Origin of the sequence: Bacillus sp. NEB1478 (genome assembly GCF_031582965.1) — a bacterium.
Lineage (GTDB): Bacteria > Bacillota > Bacilli > Bacillales > Fictibacillaceae > Fictibacillus.
In genome coordinates, this window is the sequence record NZ_CP134049.1 from 346,055 (window position 1) to 364,209 (window position 18,155).

The window sequence follows — 18,155 nt, forward strand, 5'->3', positions numbered from 1 at the left end:
AACAAAAAGAAAAAGGGGACTATTCTTATGGGGTTAAAAGTCTTGTTCTTTGGTGACGTGGGAATTGATGACACGATAGCACTGACCTACGCCTATTTGAGTGACAAGATTGATATCGTCGGTGTTGTCGCTGACTATGGAAATGTCTCAAGAGAAAAAACGATAAATAATGTACATTATCTAGCTAAATTATTTAATTTTCCGAGTGAAGTGAAAATTATAGGCGGTGCAGAAGTGCCCATGACAGGGGAACAGCCTATCTTTTATCCAGAAGTACATGGAGAGTATGGATTAGGGCCTATAGAACCTGGCGTTTATGAAGGGGTAATCGAAAATTTTTTCGAGATTGTAAACTTGATCAATAAATATGAAAATGAACTCATTATAGTGAATGTAGGAAGGCTTACGTCGCTTGCAACAATGTTTATTCTATATCAGTCTCTAATGAAAAAAGTAAAAGCATTCTACATTATGGGTGGTGCCTTTTGGGTGCCGGGGAACGTAACAGCCGTATCTGAGGCGAATTTTCATGCTGATCCAATAGCAGTCAGAGTGGTTCTCACGTATGCGGAGAATGCAACGATCATCCCTTTGAATGTGACCGATCGTGCAATTGTGACACCAGAAATGGTCAATTATATCGATTATAAAGGGAAAGCACCGGTAATCAAGCCTTTGCTGGACTTTTATTATGATTTTTATAAAAAAAAGAACCCTCGTATTTTAGGAAGCCCTGTTCATGATGCCATCACCTTAATGGCAAGTGTCAGGGAAGATATGTTTTCGTTTAAACGTTTGCCTGTCCATATTGTAGTGAGAGATGAAATGATTGCCAGAGGACAAAGTATTGCAGATATCAGAGAGTATGTTCAATTCGGAGAGAATGAAAAAAAACATAGAATCGCGTTTGACTTTGATTACACCAAGTTTTTCAACGATTTTATGAGCACGATGACAGGTGAAAAATTTCGCTATTGATGTATTATATAAAACTATTAATTTAGAGTGAGAGCAATTAATTGAAATGCAATATGAAGAATAACAAAATAAAAACCGAAGCGTCCGATTGCAGGCAGACATCTCCGGTTAATTGTTTATAGAATTATGCACATTCTCTAATTTGATCCAGCTTGTTAAGTTTCTCATCTAAAATCTGGCTGAGCTTTACAAGGAGCGGGTCAGCAAGATTATCTACTTTTTTACTTACTTCATACATGGTCGTGCGAATGGCATCTATCTCTGTAGTTAAGACAAGAGCGTTGGTTCGGCTCATGGTCCATACCCCCTCATATATAATAACCACTTCTGCACTATTAATATCGGTAAATTATACTAACATTATATACCATATTTGGTGTCGAGTCTATCATTTTTTTGTACATATAGGGGGACAGACCCCATAAAAATACAGTAATGCCAAAAATGTCTTTTCTCCAAAGACATTTTTGGCATTTTTTATTAAAAACTTTGCAGAACTATGTCGATATACCTTTTGCTGACCTAGAAACTATCACATGGAGGAAGAAAATGATTAAGAAAAGTCTACAAAGGCAGATTTTGGTGCCTTTTTTATTGCTTATATTCATGACAGGGTTGATCATAAGCGGTGTTGGTTATTTTTATAGTATGAAAACAACGGTTAATAATTCATCTGCTGACACATCTGCAAGGATGGAAGATTTGAACCAATCCTTGGATCGTTTTTTAAGTAACAATGCTGAATTTGTTTTGGCGTATGCGGATGATGCATGGATCAAACTTTACAAAACGGGAGATGATCCCGATTATGTTCTTAGAAAGTTCGAGGACTATCATGTATCTAACGCATCAATTATGAATAGTTATTTTGTTTCAAAAGATAAAAACGTAATTATGTACCCGGTTCCTGCATCAAAAATAGATGATCTTACACTTACAGACTGGTACAAAAAAGCCGAGAAAAATCCTGAGAAGGTTATTTGGATAGATCCATTTACCGATACAGGAACAGGCAGACTCGTAATCAAGGCTGTTAAAGGAATTGAAAATAACGGGGAATTTGTTGGTGTTGCAGCAATCGATATAGCGGTTAGTGATATATTGACAATCATGCAAAATATGAAAATCGGGGACTCTGGATATGCACTGTTACTTGATAATTCCGGATCCTACATGGTGCATCCAAATCCGAAAATGGCAGGTAAAAGCGCTGCGAATGAATCTTTCTATAAAAAAATGAATCAAGAACAAGGTATTTTAACAACTGAACTTAACGGAGATAAGCGCGTGATCAGCTACGTGCAAAATGAAACGACCGGCTGGAAGCTAGCTGGAACAGTTGCAGTCAGTGAATTTGAAAAGAAAGCATCGGTCATTTTGTTGCCGATCGGTATTGCTCTCTTGATCACGATTCTTGTAGCGGCGGTCATCTCAGTCTTTGTATCAAGAAAAATCACAAATCCTGTTCGCACATTAAAAGAAGCCATGAACGAAATGAAAAATGGAAATTTGCAAGTAGCAGTTTCTATGAATCGAGAAGATGAGATAGGAGAACTGGCTGATAGCTTTACAGATATGTCAGGTCAAATGCGGATGCTGATCGGTGAAATGGCACAAATCACAGACCATGTAACTGATGCGTCACAAACGGTTGTCGCGAGTGCTGAAGAAAATTCAGCTTCTGCCCACGAAGTCTCAAGAACAATGCAACAAATAGCAGAGGGTTCCTCATACCAAGCAGAGTTAATGGATGGAAATGCTCAAGCGGCAGGTGTTCTAGCAGATCGTATTACACAAGTGCAGGAAAAGGGAGAAGCCATTGAAAAAGCAACACAACAGATGAATCATGCATCTGTAACAGGTGTTGAAAAAGTAACGTTCTTAAAAGAAAAATCGTTACTCACTACTGAAATGACAAAAGATATGATCACATCTATTAAAAAACTGGATGAAACATCTGGCAGTGTCCAGGAAATCGTCCATACGATCAGTGAAATCGCGAACCAGACGAATTTGCTAGCGTTGAATGCAGCAATTGAGGCAGCTCGCGCAGGGGAATCTGGAAGAGGATTTGCAGTTGTTGCGGATGAAGTTCGAAAATTAGCAGAACAAACAGATGGTTCATTAAAAGAAATTAGTGTATTAATCAGTGATATGCAAGCTGTTACACAATCGACTGTTGGACAAGTTCAGGAAGCTGCAGCACTGATCTTAGAACAAGGCGAAGCGGTTGAAGAAACAGAGCAGACGTTTAAAGAGATTTCTAAAGCTATCCATGGTAACTCAGAAAAATTACAAGACGTCATTGAATCCGTTGAAGAAATGACGAAGCAAAAAGATGTTTTACTGGAAAACGCCTCAAATATACTAGCTATCACGCAAGAAACAGCGGCTGGCACAGAGGAAGTTTCGGCTTCAACCGAACAACAATCAGCATCCATGGAACAACTGAACCACCTAGCAGAACAACTAGAACAATATGCAGAACAAATGCGCGACCACGTTATGAGATTCAAGATCTAGGGGACAGACCCCAGACAAATACAAAAAAGCCGGTTTTGTCTTCTTCAGAAGGACATAACCGGCTTTTTCATTGAAACAACAAGCTTTATAAATTTGATAGAGTGTAATTTTACAACGCCATTACTGCTCTACGACCGGTGTTATTCTGCTTTCGACATAATCTCGATATAGTGATTTTGATTTTTGAAACTGTTCAAGTATAAATGAGGTATCTAAGAAGGAACATACGGATTGGCTTGCATAATAACGGTAGCTGCTCCAAGGATATTCAAGAGGGTACATAACAAGGTCTGCAGCAACAGGGTTCATGTGGATGTAGCGGCTAGTGTCTAGTAGATAAGATCGATCTTCGATTAATTCTGCTCCGTATCGACCTTGAAAGACATGGCCAGTGAGTTCATATTTTTTATTAAAATACATCGCATAAGTTTCACTTAATTCTTTCATGAAATCACCAGGCGGGGACTTGCAGCATTGAATTTGTAAATGGGTGTGGTTCGGCATGAGGCAATAAGAGAAAAGTTTAACGGAATACTTAGGAATGCAGTGACTAAGTATTTTTAAATAATGATGATAATCGAGATGAGAGTAAAAAAGGGGTTCTCGTCGATTACCGCGAGTGGTGACATGGTAAACAGCATCGGGATACCAGATACGTTTCGTCCTAGAAATGGGATTCACCTCCTTCCAGTAATAATTCTAGTGTAAGGCTTTTAGCTGGATTTGGGAAATGGGGACAGTCCCCAAACAATTTATTTCCTTTACGGTTTTTGAGTAAACCTTCCCGTCGGTTTCTGAATACAAACGATTTTATTATACGAATTTCAAATATCATCATTTTACTTCAAAAATTCAGCTTTCAATTTGTCGATTGTGGGATATTGCTGAATCATTTTATCGAATTTCCCCGGAAATTTTTTTGCGAATTGCACCTTTATTGTATATATGACTTCAATCTACACAAAATAACCCCGTATTTCTAAAAACGGAGGTAAGAATATGAACCCTATTAATCCGAATCAATCTAATCCAAATCAAAATAATCAGTCCCAAAATGCTAATAGCTCTGAGTTTGTGCATCAAAACATGCAGACGGGCAAGGTGCCTGCACAATTTAACCATGGTGGACACGAACTGTTCGATGTTCATGAAATGCTGGGAGGAACAATCAGCACACTAAACTTGTACATCCTTTGCAGAGACCACATCCAGGATCAAGAATTAAAAGCAATGTTAGATCGTCATTATCAGCATATTACGAACGAATATAATGCATGTGTTCAAGCTTTTCAAACAGGAAAAGATCCATCTATGCCAACTCAAACCTATAAAATGACTCAAGAAAATGATTTTGTTTATGGGTTGAGTCCTGCACAGCCTAAAACTCCAATTCAAAATGCATCTCAGTTAAATGATGAAGCGATTTCTTCCTTAATTCTTGGAACATTAAAGTCTAATGCGTCCCTGAGAGGGATGGCTACTTTGGAACTTACTAACCCTGTCCTTCGCCGTGTATTAGCAGACGGGATACCAAATTGGATTGAAATGGCTTACGAATTATCAATTTGGCAAAACAAAAAGCATTTTTATCAAGTGCCACAATTAGCCCAACAAGATATGCAACAAATGATAAATGCATACGGTCAAGCCCAAACAATGCCGCCACTGCAATAGTTTAAGTACTTTAAAACGCTTGAGAATTAATTTTCTCAAGTGTTTTTTGAATAAATTTGCTTCTTTAAATAATTTTTTAGCAAGAAAATCACCTATAAGTATGCAAATAAATTTGTTGTATTAATTTACTAGTATATCAAAATTCTATTTACAGCAAATCCCTTTGATGGTAAATTTAATATTAGGAAATAATTAAATAAGTGTGGAGCTGTGAAGATTATTCTTTATTTGGGCGCTTGGAATAATCAGAGCTAGTAGCGCAACCGGCCGCTTCTTTTAATCAAACCGATAAAAGGAAGGGGTATTTTTTATGGAAATATCACGAAAAGAAAAGTTTAGTACAAAGAAGAAAGCGCGGAAGTGGACTAAGGTAGCATTGGCTACAGTTGCTGCTTTTACAATAGGGACTACTTCGGCATTTGCAGCGAAACCAGAGCTTGCAGATCAGCTATACACACAAATCCTTGCCTACACATTTAAGGATGATATCCAAAATCAGCTGAAAACTCAAAAAGATGAATTGCTTAGCGGGTTAAGCAGTAAAGTGCAAACTATTTTTTCAGAAACAAAAACAGAGCTGAACGATAAGAAGAAAGACATTATTCAAGAAGAGAAATCTGATCTTCAAAAACATTACGATGATGAAGTAGCAAAGATTACACAAAGAAAGCAAGAAGCTGTTGATAAAAAGACAGCAGAAATGACAAAAGAAGCGTCAACGACATCTGAAAACTATAAAAAACAGATCACACAAGAAATCGAAAAAGAGATCAAAAAACAAGATATTAATAAATAAATCAAAAGAGCGGAAAATCTCCGCTCTTTTTCTATTTTTCGATATACTAGAATTTGGAACCTCAATTAAATGGTAATGGAGCTTAATACTATGAAAAAATTATTTTTGTTTCTAAGTCTCTGCTTTTTTCTTTATGCTGCAGCGATGCTGATCCAAACGACCAACATGGATATGGGATTAGCCGTCTTTTTCATGCTTAGTGTTTTCTTTTTTCTGCTGTTTTACAAGTATCAGACCATGATGAATCTTTTTAAAAAGTACAGAAAAACGACAACGGTCATAATAACACTGGCCATCCTTTTTGCAGGCACGTTAGAAACTCTTATTCTCTTATCTGCGAATACCAATCCCGATAAGGTTTCCGATAGAATAGACACAGTACTCATATTAGGAGGCGGGACAAAAAACAACAGACCAGGTGCCGTATTGAAAGGACGACTTGATCAAGCACTCGCTTATGCTCAAAATCACAAGGATCTTCATTTTGTTGTGAGCGGGGGTCTCGGTTTTCGGAAAACGGAAAGTGAAGGCTTCATTATGAAAAACTACCTTGTGAAACACGGCATGGATCCAGATCGAATAAAGATAGAAGAAAAAGCGACAAGTACATACGAAAACTTATTATATACGAAACAAATGATTGATCCTGGCAGTAAAGTGCTGATCGTAACGAGTGATTTTCATCTTTTTCGGACGAAGATGATCGCTAAGCGCTTAGGAGTGGATGCAGAAGGTCTAGGGTCGCCGCTAAGAATTTCGTCCGTACCTCAGGCGCATGTAAGAGAGTACATGGCCATTTTCAAGAGCTATTTCACAGACCGCTAAGAAGGATGTGACATACATGAATAACAAAAATCGATATCATTGCTGTGCGACATGTGTAAATTTCAAACCTGAGAAAACATCTGTAGGGATGCGTTATTTCTGTGTGCGGCTTGGATATGATACTAAGCCAGACTACCAGTTTAATTGCTGGGAGCCGAAACCGCATATTGTGAAGTTAATTAAAAAGGAACAGACTGAATGACGTTTTGATATATCGTATATCAAAGCGTTTTTCTTTGCAGTTCAACCACTTGCCTTGAAAAAGCTTACAATGTTAAAGTGTGTAAGGATTTACGTAACGGAATTAGTGGAAATAATAGTGGTAGATGAAGGAAAGGATTATTTACAATGAACCTTGAGATCCCAATTGAAATAAAAGAAAAGCTGCAAAAAGAAGCGGCTAAACGCATAGAAAATTTGCCTGATGTTTATAAAGATTTGATCGGAAAGCCTGGCTATACAGCACCTGACACATCGCTTGTTGAAGATGCGGTGATCGCCCTTGCCTTAGGAAAAAATGTTCTGCTGAAGGGTCCTACTGGTTCAGGTAAAACGAAACTCGCTGAACTGCTCTCGAGTATTTTCGGTCAGCCGCTGCACCAAGTCAATGCCTCTGTGGATTTAGATGCGGAAGCGTTATTAGGGCACAAAACATTAAGCTATCGGAACGGAAAGCAAGAAATTGAATTCATTCCAGGACCCGTTACTAAAGCGGCGAACAACGGACATTTTCTGTATATTGATGAAATCAACATCGCAAAGCCTGAAACACTGCCGATCTTAAACGGAATGCTCGATTACCGTCGTACGATTGCCAACCCGTTTACAGGTGAAGTGATAAAAGCAGATCCTGGATTTAACGTCATTGCTGCGATTAATGAAGGATATATCGGTACGGTACCCTTAAACGAAGCGTTGAAAAACCGTTTTGTAGTAATAGAAGTGCCGTATATTCAAGGCGGGACGTTAAAAGAGATGCTGAAAACTCAGTCCCAGCAAAAAGATGACGCTATTCTGGATCAATTTGTCCAGCTTTCGTCTGACCTCATCGGTCAGGCGAAAGCCGGCCATCTGTCCGAGGACGCCGCATCCATCCGCGCACTGCTGGATGCGGCCGACCTCTCCGTCTACTTGCCGGCGAAGCGCGCCATCCAGCGCGCAATCGCCGACAAGCTCGAAGACGCCCGCGAACGCGCCCTCGTTTCCAACGTGGCCGCGACGCTGTTTATGTAAGCTGGGAAATGGGGTCAGACCCCCTACAATTTATTTCCCACGATGATTTTGGAGGTTTCGCCCTGATGAAATTCCTAGTTTTTGCAGACACAAAGATCGATTCTTTCGTTCATATGCAATTGATCGACCTCTCACGTTCTCTTTCTAAAGTAGAAAAGATGGACGTTTCTTTCTCGTACCATTCAAATCTGGAACGAGATAAGGACATCGTGCACGTCAGTCAATTCTGGAACCCTTACCCGCGTGAGATCCAGCTGGAAGGATGGAAATCAGACGTGTATTTACGCAGCTTCGGCACACAATTTCATACAGATGACGATTGTGTCTGGGATACACTGGATCAGCTCAAAAATCATCCGCATGGGGAGTTTTATAAGCAAGTGTTTCTTTTCTCTGAAGATTTTCGTTTAGAAGAAATCTGCACGGTGAAACGGCCCGGGATGGCGCGTGCTTTTAAATTGCGGAGAGAAACGTTCCAAATTCACTACAATCGTGAGTACCGAAAACACATCCAAAACAAGCGTGAACTTGACGCTTTGTTTTGTCATATCATTCTTTTAGCTAATAAACGCTTTGTCGCTGTTCCGCCGCAGACACAGCAGCTCTATCAACAATTACGGCCGATTTTAACAAAACTTACAAGCGCACATTCAACAAAAGACATCGCGGAAATTATTTTACAAATGGCCGAAATCACTAAAGAGCACAGTGAACTTCCTGACATGAAGACGGCGTATCGCAGTTTTAGCGACAAACCGCAGCCATCAGACGCCGAAAACAACAATCAGGATTTCGATGACTTAACGCGAAATAACGAAACGAAAACAAAAAAGTCCATCACTAAAGAAGATGACAAAGAAAACAAAGACGAGCAGGAGAAAGAAGAGCACTCCTCTTGGCATGACGAAACATCCGATCCGCAAGATTCTTTTTTACAAATGGATCTCGATCAAGGAACGAATACAGATCTGTTAGGAGAAGGGGCACGGGAAGCCGACTCCGGTGACGCTGTTTTTGGATCTGTCCAAACGAGCGCTCAATCGACAGAAAACAACGACTTCAACACACAAAACGAACACGATGCCGAATCCGACAGCGATCAGTCTGGATCTGACTCGAAGGCGAACTATCCTTACGGTGAAGTGAACAAAAATGTAACCGAGCATTTCGTGCCAGCAAAGACAGCATCTCTAGAAGAATTGGCTCAGTACGAAGCGTTTCAACTGGAAATCGCACCGTTTGTCACACAGCTAAAGCAAAACTTCCTGAAAACAATGGAGCACAAACGCACAAGCCCGCGTGAAGATTTGCATTTTGGCCGGTTGGGGAAAAAGCTCACGCGTCTTGCAACCGATAAGAACCCGAGACTTTTTCGCAAAAAAACAGAATCGCAGCACGAGCTCGACACAACTTTTACACTGCTCGTAGACTGTTCAGCCTCCATGTTTAACAAGATGGAAGAAACCCAAAAAGGAATCGTCTTATTTCACGAGACTCTAAAAGCACTCAGGATTCCACATTCAGTCGTCGGTTTTTGGGAAGATGCAGCAGACGCAACATCAGCAGATCAGCCGAATTATTTTCACGAAGTCATCTCATACCGGAGTTCACTTCATCAAACAGGGGCATCGATCATCCAGCTCGAACCGCAAGAAGATAACCGTGACGGCTATTCGATCCGGCGGATGGGTGAGGAGCTTCTCAAACGCCCCGAACAGCAAAAAATACTTCTCGTATTCTCTGACGGAGAGCCAGCCGCTTTCGACTATGAAACTCACGGAGTGTTAGACACCCGTGAAGCGGTTACGAAAACACGGAAGCTTGGAATCGAAACGATTGGAATGTTTATCGCGAACGGAGAAGTATCTGAGGAAGAAGAAAAGCTCATGCAAAACATTTACGGACCGCAAAACGTAGTCGTACCTAGCGCAAAAGAACTTGTAGACTATCTCATGCCGGTGCTAAGAAAACTGCTTTTCAAAGCGATATAGTTTTATTTCATGCCTTAACCATATAAAAATGCCCAATGACCATACCGGCCACGGGCATTTTTTTTATGTAGAAATTTTAATACTCTAAGAGCTTCAGCCAAACAAAAATCACACCAAAAAACCCCGTGTAACTTACGATTCGGACCGACCACTCTGGCAAGGCAGATCGAAGCAGGCTTGTGAAAATTCCAACTAAAATAAAAGCTGCAACCAAGATATAAATCGAAATGATATCAAATGGTATGTGAAAAGAAAGCCATTTTTCCATCTTCCTAACCTCCCCCTAATTTTTATATCGGACAAAATACCTAGTCATTAAAGAAAACATGACGAAAAAACCAAAATTTTGCCAACAAAAAAACATAACAAAGAATTTAACCATCAGCACCGCATTTCCAATAGCGCATATTGTAATAAAAAGGAGAAGTAAGGGGTGGACCTTTTGAATCAACGTGTTGTAGATGCCGTATTAGCAGCAGCGGAAGAAGACTATTTAGTCAACAATAAAGATGCTGAAACGTTCGCTGCAGAATTAGCACTGCTTGCATCAGCACTTGTAACAGTCGGTGACTTTCTGGCAACTATAAGTGCTGCACTCGTATTGAGACAAATACAGATCGACAGGGTTGAGCAGCTAGAAGCAGAAAAAGAACAAGAAACCCAGATGAAAGATATACAAGACCAGCTTGCTGCAATGAAAAAAGAAATCAAAGCGCTTCGGGGGAAATAGTTTCTATCATTCTCCTAAGCGTTTTTTGTTTTCTCAATCATAATCTTTCTTTTTCCACTCATCTTCAGGCATCTCGAACCCTTCGCCAGAAAATCGTTCTTCCTTAAACGGGTCACCATACATATGAAAATCGTTTTGTTCCCAAAAGCCGGGCTGATCTTCAGCTAGAAACTCAAACTTGCGGACCCACTTCGCACTTTTCCAAAAATAAAGATGTGGTACAACAAGGCGAAGAGGAAACCCGTGTTTTTCCGTCAGTGGTTTGCCCTCAAAGGAATGCGCCAGTAAAACGTCATCTCGCAGCATATCTTCGAGCGGAACATTCGTCGTATAATCATAGTCACCGTGAACCATCACAAACTTTGCTGCAGGATCAACATCGATCCCTTTCAAAAAATCCTTGAACGTTACTCCTTCAAACGTGTTGTCGAATCTTGACCATCGCGTTACACAATGAATATCGCGGACCACTTTTGTTTGCGGCATCTTCATAATGTCTTCAAAAGAAAATTCGACTTCTTTCCCCACAAGTCCTTCAACTGAAAACGTCCATTTTTCCATGTCATAAACGGGAACTTCCCCTTCATGCAAAATCGGAAATCGTTCTGTCAAAACCTGACCAGGCGGAAGTCTTCCTTCTAAACTTTTATCCACTTCAGGAACACGCATTTTTTTGATTCTGTCAGCTTTATTTAGCCCCATCATTCATCACCCTCCTAAGGTTTAAATAAAAAAACGCCCTTTTTTAAAATAAAAAGAGGACGCTTACCCGATCATATCGACATCCTCTTATCTTTCAGTCTGATAACTGTTAGAAGTAGCACCGTACCTGTAAAAGGTGGTTGCCGGGCTTCATCGGGCTAATTCCCTCCGCCTGCTCGCAATAAGAGATCAATCATTAAATTATGCTTATTATCCCATATCGAACTGAAAAATCAACCGGTCAATTAAACTCTTTTGCCATTCCTAAATATATAATGACCGCGCCGAAAACGGCTAAACTGATTAATAAAAAATAAATAAACTTTTCCTCTGCTTTTCCTTCGCTTTGTTCCAATCTCTGCCTAGCATCCGGAGACTGTGCTGTATCATCTGTATTTGCTTTCTTCTTTCCAAACATACAAATCCTCCACTCCAGTTGCAGTATTTGTACATAGTGTGGGAAAAAAGAAGAGGATTTAAACAAAAAAACTCCGAAAGCTTTATTCTGCAAAACTTCCGGAGTCTAATATGATCTATTGTTGTACAGCTTTTGCTGCATTTACGCGTCCATTTTGGAACAATGTGCCTGTTCCTGTTATAGGATCGGCCGTACTTTCTAAAGCAGAACGGATTTGTGAAGCATTTTTACCTTGTGCAGCCAACAATCCGGCTACCCCGGCAACGACTGGTGATGCCATCGACGTACCTGAAAAACTGGCATATCGGTTGAGCGGAATCGTTGAGTAAATATCGACACCAGGAGCGGCAATATCAACCCACGTTCCAAAGTTTGAAAAAGAAGCCTTCTGGTCGTTTTGGTCCGTCGCTGCAACAGCGATCGCATTCTCGTAATAAGCAGGGTAGCTAGGAAGAGCCACACCTGAATTACCAGCAGCTGCAACCACGACAGAACCTTTATTCCATGCATAGTTTACAGCATCTTCAAGCGTTTTTGTTCCCAGATTTCCACCGAGGCTCAAGTTGATGACTTGTGCCCCCTGATCTGCAGCATACCGGATACCTTGTGCTACATCATCCAATGAGCCGCTGCCTTCCGCATCTAATACACGAACTGCTAAAATAGAAGCCTTTGGAGCGAGACCTGCCACACCAACGCCGTTGTTCGTGTTAGCCGCAGCGATACCTGCAACATGCGTTCCGTGCTCATTTTCATCAATCGGGTTTTCGTCATCGGCCACAAAATCATGTCCTTTAATAACTTTTCCCTCTAAATCGGGATGATTGTAGTCTACACCTGTATCAACGACAGCGATTTTTACGGAAGAAGAACTTTGTGTAACATCCCATGCCTGTTCAGCCGCTACTTTTTGTGGTGCATATTGCTGAGTCTTGTAGAATGGATCATTCGGCACATAAGTTGCGTGAAAAGTCGCATTAGGTTCAGCGTACTCGACTGTGTTCAAATTTTCATATTTCTCTACAGCATCATTTGTGCTACTGCTGTTAACCTTTACAACATAAAAGTGATCCGATTTATCAGTAATCTGTCCGCCGTTCTTTGAAACAATCTCTTTAGCGGCAGTGTTCGTTACCGAATCTTTAAAATGGACAATTAATTCCTTTGGAGCAGTCTGTTTATCAACAGACGGTGAAAACGAAGCTGCCTTTTCTTGTGGCTCTGCAGCGGAAGCCGGGAGAGCTAAAGATACTAAAAGGGGTAAAGCTGCGGCGTATGCCACGAAACGCTTGAACATATGATCACTCCTTCAAGATGATTTACCAAGCAAAGGGATGCGAGGTTGGCTTACCAATTCAACAAAATACGACAAAACCCTTTATAATTATCCTAAAATAATAATTATTTACTAGGTTCTAGCATTTTGTAAGTCTATATATCTATGACAAAAGCATAACACGTCCAACTATTTTAATATCTTAAGAAAAAGTTACAGAATAATTTGTTATATGAAGAAAATGTAAATGGAAAGAGCAAAGCATTTACAAAGCAAAAAAATGGGGAATCATCCATAAGTGAGATAAGATAAAAAGGAAAAGGATTTAATAAAGGAGGAGACAAAAACAATGGCAAGATTACCTGAATTAGATGTGGAAGGAACACCTTTTAAAAAAGTACTCGCCAATGCTCCCGAAATTCTTGAGGCGTTCGGGCAGATGGACAAAGCCCTGAACAATTTACTCGAACCTGAACTGATGGAAATGCTGCGTTTGAGATCTGCGTCAAACAACGGCTGTGACTACTGACAAAGTATGGACTACGGGATTCTGGATGAATCCACAAAAGAACATGCTATGAAAAAAGGCGAAACCGAACTATCAGAACGCCAAAAGCTTGCATTAGAACTGGCAGATCATACAATGGCGTACCATGGCCAGCTGCCTGATGACCTTTACAATCGATTAACCGAGCATTTTACTCAGGAAGAAATCATCGCGCTGTATTTCCAGATTGGCAGCAAGAACGGCGCCAACTGGTTCATCATCGCCATGGGCATCCAAAACAAATAACAATAACAAGCATTGCACAAACAAAGAAACAAAAGCATTGGGGACTGACCCCAAACAATTTATTTCCCTTTCCATTATTGCCGATTTGTATAGAATGTTTTGCTCAATAATAGCTGTTGAAATTTATTCATTTTAAATTTCAACTTCATTTTTATGAAACAATTTCCCTAGTCCCACTAATGGCTTAAAGATCAAACTAGGTGCAGAAATTGTCTGAACATGTCGACTCGGGACTTTATAAAAAATCCGTGAGATTGGACTAAATTCGCGAGATTCTAATTAAAATCCGCGAGATTATCTGCGGATTTCGCGAGATTATGTCCCTTCGTGGCCGAGCATAGCTCCGTTCTGCTCAAATGAAGACCTCTGAGTATCACTTGAATATAATTTTCGCGCCTTGTTGATGAATAAAAACAAAAAAGACTCAAGCAGATGCAGGTTTTGCATCCGTTTGAGTCTCTTTTTTCATTTTTATATAAAAATAATAGTACAATCGTCTAAATAGCACATTCTTCTATGCTCTAAAACTATCTATATAAGCGGCCAAACAGTATAATTAAATACAGATTGTATATTTTTAAAAAGGCAGGATGAATATGGGAAACAAATTTAAATTTGGCATTCGACCTAAAATTATAACTGGTTACATTATTATTATCATTTGTTTAATCATGGCCATCATTGCTGTAAACGATCAGCTGAACACGATGCAGCGAGAAAGAAATTTCATCATAGAGCATGATTTTGCAGTACGAGACTTAACGAATCAAATCGAAAAAGATCTTTTACAAATGGAAACCGGTCAGCGCGGATATATCATTACAGGTGATCGCAATTACTTGGATCCTTATAATGAAGCACGCTCTCAATGGAGAAAAGACTTCAATAACTTGAATGAGCTTCTTTCGGACAACCCCGAGCAGCAAAAAGACATTGCAACCATTAACAATAACATCAAGCGCTGGGTCGCAGTTGCAGGGGAACCATCCATTGCACTAAAGGAAAAAGGCGACACAAAGGGCATTCAGAGATTTTTTAAGAAAGACCCGGGCAGAGAAGAAGTAGAACAAGTTAAAAGTCAGTTTGAAACATTTAGAAGCACAGAGAAAGCTTTAACTGAACAGCGCGCAGATAAACTGAATGATAAAAACTCCTACCTTCGAATTGGGTTGATGGGCCTTTTAGCATTTGTCATTATCGCATCTATCACTCTTGCATACATCATTTCTGGCTCTATCATAAAAACGATAAAGGCCGTAGTCGAAACCATTCGTGCCATGGCACATGGCGGTGACCTATCAAAACGGATCCATGTAAAGACAAATGATGAGATTAAAGAACTTGGCGACGTTACAAACGAACTGCTCGATACCTTCCAACAAAGAGATTGGCTTCAAACAAGTGTGACGGAAGTGGTCAGTATGAACCAAGGCATTTCCTCACTAGATCAGTTAGCCGATACATGTATCTCTGGCATTGCCAAAATTACCGATTCATCATTCGGTGCCTTTTATATTCGTGAAGGAAAAGAAAAACATATCAAATTTACGAAGAAAGCGGCCTTTGCCGACTTGATGAGTGATGTTGGAAGAGAAAGCTTTAGGCTTGGACAAGGCGTGATCGGACAGTGCGCTCTAGAGAAACGTGTACAAGTGATCAATGGAATAGAAGGCGAATATCAACTGATCTCTTCAGGACTTGGAGAAGCAAAACCAAAAAGCCTTTTGATTGCTCCGATTGTTCATGAAGATGAAGTGGTAGCGGTTATTGAACTCGCAAGCCTGAATGAATACACATCACAGCACAAGAAGTTCATTCAAACGGTACTAGAAACGTTCGGACTTACGATCAATAGAGTAATAGACCGCATGGAAATCGCAAGACTATTGTCTGAATCACAGGCGATGACAGAGGAGCTGCAAGCACAATCAGAGGAACTTCAGACCCAATCAGAAGAACTCCAAATGCAGTCAGAAGAACTTCAGATGATCAACGAACAGCTTGAATCCCGTTCACAAGAGGCAGAAGAAAAATCACGAGCGCTTGAACTGGCTAAAAAAGATCTCGAAGAAAAGGCGAAACAACTTACGATAGGATCCAAATATAAATCAGAATTCCTGGCAAACATGTCACATGAACTGAGAACACCGTTGAACAGCATCTTAATCCTATCAGAAATGCTTGCTGAAAACACAAGCAACAAACTATCGGATGAAGAATTAGAATTTGCTACAGTCATTAACTCATCAGGACAAGATTTATTAAACTTGATCAACGATATTCTAGATCTCTCGAAAGTCGAAGCCGGAAAATTAGATGTTATGATCAACGAAGTCAATATGAGTGAATTCCCTGCCCATATGGAAAGGAATTTCAGACATGTTGCAAATCAAAAAGGTCTTGAGTTTAAAATTAACATGAGTCCGGATGTTCCGATGATCTTCCAAACCGATGAAAAAAGATTCCAGCAGATTATTAAAAACCTTCTTTCGAACGCGTTTAAGTTCACTGAGAAAGGTTCTGTTTCTGTTAACATTCAAAAGCGTTCAGCAAACGCGATAAACAACGGAGTCGAATATTGGCTTGAAATCGCCATTATAGATACAGGAATCGGTATTTCACAAGAAAAACATAGTCTTATTTTCGAAGCCTTCCAGCAAGCGGACGGCGCTACAATCAGAAAATATGGAGGAACCGGCCTCGGTTTGTCGATCAGTAATGAATTTGCAAAACTGCTAGGAGGCAAACTCCAGCTGGTTAGTGAAGAAGGAAAAGGCAGTACGTTTATTCTGCTCATTCCGAGCATTGCAGACGAAAGTATTTCTACCGCAACATTTGCGGATGCTGCTGCAGAAATTGCCTCTACCATTGAACAGACAAGTTCTACTTTTCTAGAAGTACCGCAAAACACAGAAACAGAAGAAAATGTAGATCCAGAAGACAGTGATGAAGGAAATGTATTTTTGGGGAAAACGGTCTTGATCACAGATGACGATAACCGAAATATTTATGCGTTAAAAACAGCTCTTGAAAGTAAAGGCATGAACATTCTTGTCGCTAATAACGGAATTGAATGTCTTCAAGTTCTGGATGAAAAGAAAAAAGTTGACCTTATTCTAATGGATATCATGATGCCTGAAATGGACGGCTATGAAACGATGCAGCGTATTCGAGAAATAAATAAATATTCCGAGCTGCCGATCATCGCCTTAACGGCAAAAGCCATGAAAAATGACCGTGAAAAGTGTATAGAGGCAGGAGCATCTGACTACATCAGTAAGCCGTTAAAGTTAGAACAGTTATTTTCAGTCATGCATGTTTGGATGACGAAATAAGCGAGGTATTGCAATTCAATGGATGATAAAGAACGGTTTACAGAAGAGGAATACCATACCGACAGCACAGAAAATATTGAGATTGATTTATTGTTAGAAGGGTTGTACCGTATGTCTGGCTTTGATTTTCGCCAGTATATGCGGTCTTCCATCGTAAGAAGAATTCAAAATCGAATGAAGATCGAGAACATTGAAACCATTTCTCGAGTTCTTGATAAAATCATACATGAACCAGCATTTTTGACAAAAGTACTCAATGATCTTTCCATTAACGTAACAGAAATGTTCAGAAACCCTGAATTCTTTAAAGCCTTTCGGGAAAAAGTTGTTCCTCAATTAAGAGACTATCCAGAAATCAGAATATGGCATGCAGGATGCGCAACTGGTGAAGAAGTCTATTCGATGGCGATTTTAATGGAAGAAGAAGGCTTAGGAACTAAAACGAAGTTATACGCGACAGATATGAATGAATTTGTTCTAAAAAAAGCAAATCAAGGTATTTTTTCGATCAATAAAATGCGGACATACACGAAAAACTATATGCTATCAGGCGGGATACAAGATTTCTCTGACTATTATACCGCGGATGGACAGTTTGCTTACTTGAAATCATCTATTTTAAAGCAAATCAGCTTTGCTCAGCACAATTTAGTTACTGACCAATCCTTTAATGAGTTTCATGTCATCTTATGCCGCAACGTACTCATTTATTTTACGATAGGACTTCAAAATCAAGTGCATGAGCTATTTTATGAAAGCCTGGGTCCGAAAGGCTTTTTAGGTTTAGGAGACAAAGAATCGCTTCAATTTGCAAACAATGCAGATAAGTATGTTGAGTTTGTGGAGAGCATGAAAATCTATCAAAAAAAATAAGAAGCAGA

General features: G+C 39.9%; 19 protein-coding genes, 1 pseudogene and 2 riboswitches. Of the genes and pseudogenes, 14 read left to right on the plus strand and 6 right to left on the minus strand.

Annotated elements, in window-relative coordinates:
- The first annotated feature begins 27 nt into the window (after nucleotides 1–27).
- Nucleotides 28–978, plus strand: coding sequence for a nucleoside hydrolase (locus RGB74_RS01675; RefSeq protein WP_310761258.1), 951 nt, complete (start codon nucleotides 28–30; stop codon nucleotides 976–978).
- 124 nt (nucleotides 979–1,102) lie between these two features.
- Here RGB74_RS01675 and RGB74_RS01680 read toward each other — a convergent pair whose 3' ends face one another.
- The gene (locus RGB74_RS01680) at nucleotides 1,103–1,273 is read right to left on the minus strand and encodes a Spo0E family sporulation regulatory protein-aspartic acid phosphatase (RefSeq protein ID WP_310761259.1); all 171 of its coding nucleotides are present in this window, start codon (nucleotides 1,271–1,273) and stop codon (nucleotides 1,103–1,105) included.
- 353 nt (nucleotides 1,274–1,626) lie between these two features.
- On the opposite strand from RGB74_RS01680, the pseudogene RGB74_RS20085 reads away from it, so the two are divergent.
- Both RGB74_RS20085 and RGB74_RS20090 read left to right on the plus strand, forming a co-directional pair.
- A pseudogene (locus RGB74_RS20085) lies at nucleotides 1,627–2,559 on the plus strand (cache domain-containing protein); the annotation flags it as partial.
- Nucleotides 2,560–2,682: 123 nt separating this feature from the next.
- Nucleotides 2,683–3,501: a methyl-accepting chemotaxis protein gene (locus RGB74_RS20090; protein ID WP_396136090.1), complete on the plus strand. Its 819-nt coding sequence runs from the start codon at nucleotides 2,683–2,685 to the stop codon at nucleotides 3,499–3,501.
- A 120-nt stretch (nucleotides 3,502–3,621) separates the two neighbouring features.
- Here RGB74_RS20090 and RGB74_RS01690 read toward each other — a convergent pair whose 3' ends face one another.
- Nucleotides 3,622–4,182 (minus strand): transposase, encoded by a 561-nt coding sequence (locus RGB74_RS01690; RefSeq protein ID WP_310761261.1) that lies wholly within the window; start codon nucleotides 4,180–4,182, stop codon nucleotides 3,622–3,624.
- A 318-nt stretch (nucleotides 4,183–4,500) separates the two neighbouring features.
- Between RGB74_RS01690 and RGB74_RS01695 the strand changes: the two genes are divergently transcribed.
- From RGB74_RS01695 to RGB74_RS01720, 6 genes are all read left to right on the plus strand, one after another.
- A complete protein-coding gene (locus RGB74_RS01695) occupies nucleotides 4,501–5,175 on the plus strand; it encodes a spore coat protein (RefSeq protein WP_396136007.1) in 675 nt (224 codons plus the stop codon).
- A 195-nt stretch (nucleotides 5,176–5,370) separates the two neighbouring features.
- Nucleotides 5,371–5,453, plus strand: a riboswitch (cyclic di-GMP riboswitch).
- Between the two features lie 32 nt (nucleotides 5,454–5,485).
- Nucleotides 5,486–5,971 carry a hypothetical protein gene (locus tag RGB74_RS01700; protein ID WP_310761262.1) on the plus strand — a complete coding sequence of 162 codons (486 nt, stop codon included), beginning with the start codon at nucleotides 5,486–5,488 and terminating at the stop codon, nucleotides 5,969–5,971.
- Between the two features lie 90 nt (nucleotides 5,972–6,061).
- Nucleotides 6,062–6,796, plus strand: coding sequence for a YdcF family protein (locus tag RGB74_RS01705; RefSeq protein ID WP_310761263.1), 735 nt, complete (start codon nucleotides 6,062–6,064; stop codon nucleotides 6,794–6,796).
- Between the two features lie 16 nt (nucleotides 6,797–6,812).
- Nucleotides 6,813–6,998, plus strand: coding sequence for a hypothetical protein (locus RGB74_RS01710; RefSeq protein ID WP_310761264.1), 186 nt, complete (start codon nucleotides 6,813–6,815; stop codon nucleotides 6,996–6,998).
- Between the two features lie 146 nt (nucleotides 6,999–7,144).
- Nucleotides 7,145–8,029, plus strand: a complete 885-nt coding sequence (locus tag RGB74_RS01715) for an ATP-binding protein (RefSeq protein WP_310761265.1) — start codon at nucleotides 7,145–7,147, stop codon at nucleotides 8,027–8,029.
- 65 nt (nucleotides 8,030–8,094) lie between these two features.
- Nucleotides 8,095–10,020 carry a vWA domain-containing protein gene (locus RGB74_RS01720; RefSeq protein WP_310761266.1) on the plus strand — a complete coding sequence of 642 codons (1,926 nt, stop codon included), beginning with the start codon at nucleotides 8,095–8,097 and terminating at the stop codon, nucleotides 10,018–10,020.
- A gap of 76 nt (nucleotides 10,021–10,096) precedes the next feature.
- Here RGB74_RS01720 and RGB74_RS01725 read toward each other — a convergent pair whose 3' ends face one another.
- Nucleotides 10,097–10,288 (minus strand): hypothetical protein, encoded by a 192-nt coding sequence (locus RGB74_RS01725; protein ID WP_310761267.1) that lies wholly within the window; start codon nucleotides 10,286–10,288, stop codon nucleotides 10,097–10,099.
- Nucleotides 10,289–10,462: 174 nt separating this feature from the next.
- On the opposite strand from RGB74_RS01725, the gene RGB74_RS01730 reads away from it, so the two are divergent.
- On the plus strand, nucleotides 10,463–10,750 hold the full coding sequence (locus tag RGB74_RS01730; protein WP_310761268.1) for a hypothetical protein: 288 nt from the start codon (nucleotides 10,463–10,465) through the stop codon (nucleotides 10,748–10,750).
- 33 nt (nucleotides 10,751–10,783) lie between these two features.
- Here RGB74_RS01730 and RGB74_RS01735 read toward each other — a convergent pair whose 3' ends face one another.
- The 3 genes from RGB74_RS01735 to RGB74_RS01745 form a co-directional block, all read right to left on the minus strand.
- The gene (locus tag RGB74_RS01735) at nucleotides 10,784–11,455 is read right to left on the minus strand and encodes a sulfite oxidase-like oxidoreductase (protein WP_310761269.1); all 672 of its coding nucleotides are present in this window, start codon (nucleotides 11,453–11,455) and stop codon (nucleotides 10,784–10,786) included.
- Nucleotides 11,456–11,536: 81 nt separating this feature from the next.
- Nucleotides 11,537–11,640, minus strand: a riboswitch (SAM riboswitch).
- Nucleotides 11,641–11,693: 53 nt separating this feature from the next.
- A complete protein-coding gene (locus tag RGB74_RS01740; RefSeq protein ID WP_310761270.1) occupies nucleotides 11,694–11,870 on the minus strand; it encodes a hypothetical protein in 177 nt (58 codons plus the stop codon).
- Between the two features lie 115 nt (nucleotides 11,871–11,985).
- Nucleotides 11,986–13,167 (minus strand): S8 family peptidase, encoded by a 1,182-nt coding sequence (locus tag RGB74_RS01745; protein WP_310761271.1) that lies wholly within the window; start codon nucleotides 13,165–13,167, stop codon nucleotides 11,986–11,988.
- Nucleotides 13,168–13,495: 328 nt separating this feature from the next.
- On the opposite strand from RGB74_RS01745, the gene RGB74_RS01750 reads away from it, so the two are divergent.
- The 4 genes from RGB74_RS01750 (at nucleotide 13,496) to RGB74_RS01765 (ending at nucleotide 18,147) form a co-directional block, all read left to right on the plus strand.
- Nucleotides 13,496–13,675, plus strand: a complete 180-nt coding sequence (locus RGB74_RS01750; RefSeq protein ID WP_310761272.1) for a carboxymuconolactone decarboxylase family protein — start codon at nucleotides 13,496–13,498, stop codon at nucleotides 13,673–13,675.
- A gap of 6 nt (nucleotides 13,676–13,681) precedes the next feature.
- Complete coding sequence (locus RGB74_RS01755) at nucleotides 13,682–13,939, plus strand: carboxymuconolactone decarboxylase family protein (protein WP_310761274.1); 258 nt, start codon at nucleotides 13,682–13,684, stop codon at nucleotides 13,937–13,939.
- A gap of 596 nt (nucleotides 13,940–14,535) precedes the next feature.
- Nucleotides 14,536–17,274, plus strand: a complete 2,739-nt coding sequence (locus tag RGB74_RS01760; protein WP_310761275.1) for a CHASE3 domain-containing protein — start codon at nucleotides 14,536–14,538, stop codon at nucleotides 17,272–17,274.
- Nucleotides 17,275–17,292: 18 nt separating this feature from the next.
- Nucleotides 17,293–18,147 carry a CheR family methyltransferase gene (locus tag RGB74_RS01765; RefSeq protein WP_310761276.1) on the plus strand — a complete coding sequence of 285 codons (855 nt, stop codon included), beginning with the start codon at nucleotides 17,293–17,295 and terminating at the stop codon, nucleotides 18,145–18,147.
- The last annotated feature ends 8 nt before the right edge of the window (nucleotides 18,148–18,155 follow it).

Bases quoted from the DNA above. Each gene is read 5' to 3' on its own strand.
- RGB74_RS01675 (WP_310761258.1), top strand. From the start codon at position 28: ATGGGGTTAAAAGTCTTGTTCTTTGGTGACGTGGGAATTGATGACACG.
- RGB74_RS01680 (WP_310761259.1), bottom strand. From the start codon at position 1,273: ATGAGCCGAACCAACGCTCTTGTCTTAACTACAGAGATAGATGCCATT.
- RGB74_RS20090 (WP_396136090.1), top strand. From the start codon at position 2,683: ATGCAACAAATAGCAGAGGGTTCCTCATACCAAGCAGAGTTAATGGAT.
- RGB74_RS01695 (WP_396136007.1), top strand. From the start codon at position 4,501: ATGAACCCTATTAATCCGAATCAATCTAATCCAAATCAAAATAATCAG.
- RGB74_RS01700 (WP_310761262.1), top strand. From the start codon at position 5,486: ATGGAAATATCACGAAAAGAAAAGTTTAGTACAAAGAAGAAAGCGCGG.
- RGB74_RS01705 (WP_310761263.1), top strand. From the start codon at position 6,062: ATGAAAAAATTATTTTTGTTTCTAAGTCTCTGCTTTTTTCTTTATGCT.
- RGB74_RS01710 (WP_310761264.1), top strand. From the start codon at position 6,813: ATGAATAACAAAAATCGATATCATTGCTGTGCGACATGTGTAAATTTC.
- RGB74_RS01715 (WP_310761265.1), top strand. From the start codon at position 7,145: ATGAACCTTGAGATCCCAATTGAAATAAAAGAAAAGCTGCAAAAAGAA.
- RGB74_RS01720 (WP_310761266.1), top strand. From the start codon at position 8,095: ATGAAATTCCTAGTTTTTGCAGACACAAAGATCGATTCTTTCGTTCAT.
- RGB74_RS01725 (WP_310761267.1), bottom strand. From the start codon at position 10,288: ATGGAAAAATGGCTTTCTTTTCACATACCATTTGATATCATTTCGATT.
- RGB74_RS01735 (WP_310761269.1), bottom strand. From the start codon at position 11,455: ATGATGGGGCTAAATAAAGCTGACAGAATCAAAAAAATGCGTGTTCCT.
- RGB74_RS01740 (WP_310761270.1), bottom strand. From the start codon at position 11,870: ATGTTTGGAAAGAAGAAAGCAAATACAGATGATACAGCACAGTCTCCG.
- RGB74_RS01745 (WP_310761271.1), bottom strand. From the start codon at position 13,167: ATGTTCAAGCGTTTCGTGGCATACGCCGCAGCTTTACCCCTTTTAGTA.
- RGB74_RS01750 (WP_310761272.1), top strand. From the start codon at position 13,496: ATGGCAAGATTACCTGAATTAGATGTGGAAGGAACACCTTTTAAAAAA.
- RGB74_RS01755 (WP_310761274.1), top strand. From the start codon at position 13,682: ATGGACTACGGGATTCTGGATGAATCCACAAAAGAACATGCTATGAAA.
- RGB74_RS01760 (WP_310761275.1), top strand. From the start codon at position 14,536: ATGGGAAACAAATTTAAATTTGGCATTCGACCTAAAATTATAACTGGT.
- RGB74_RS01765 (WP_310761276.1), top strand. From the start codon at position 17,293: ATGGATGATAAAGAACGGTTTACAGAAGAGGAATACCATACCGACAGC.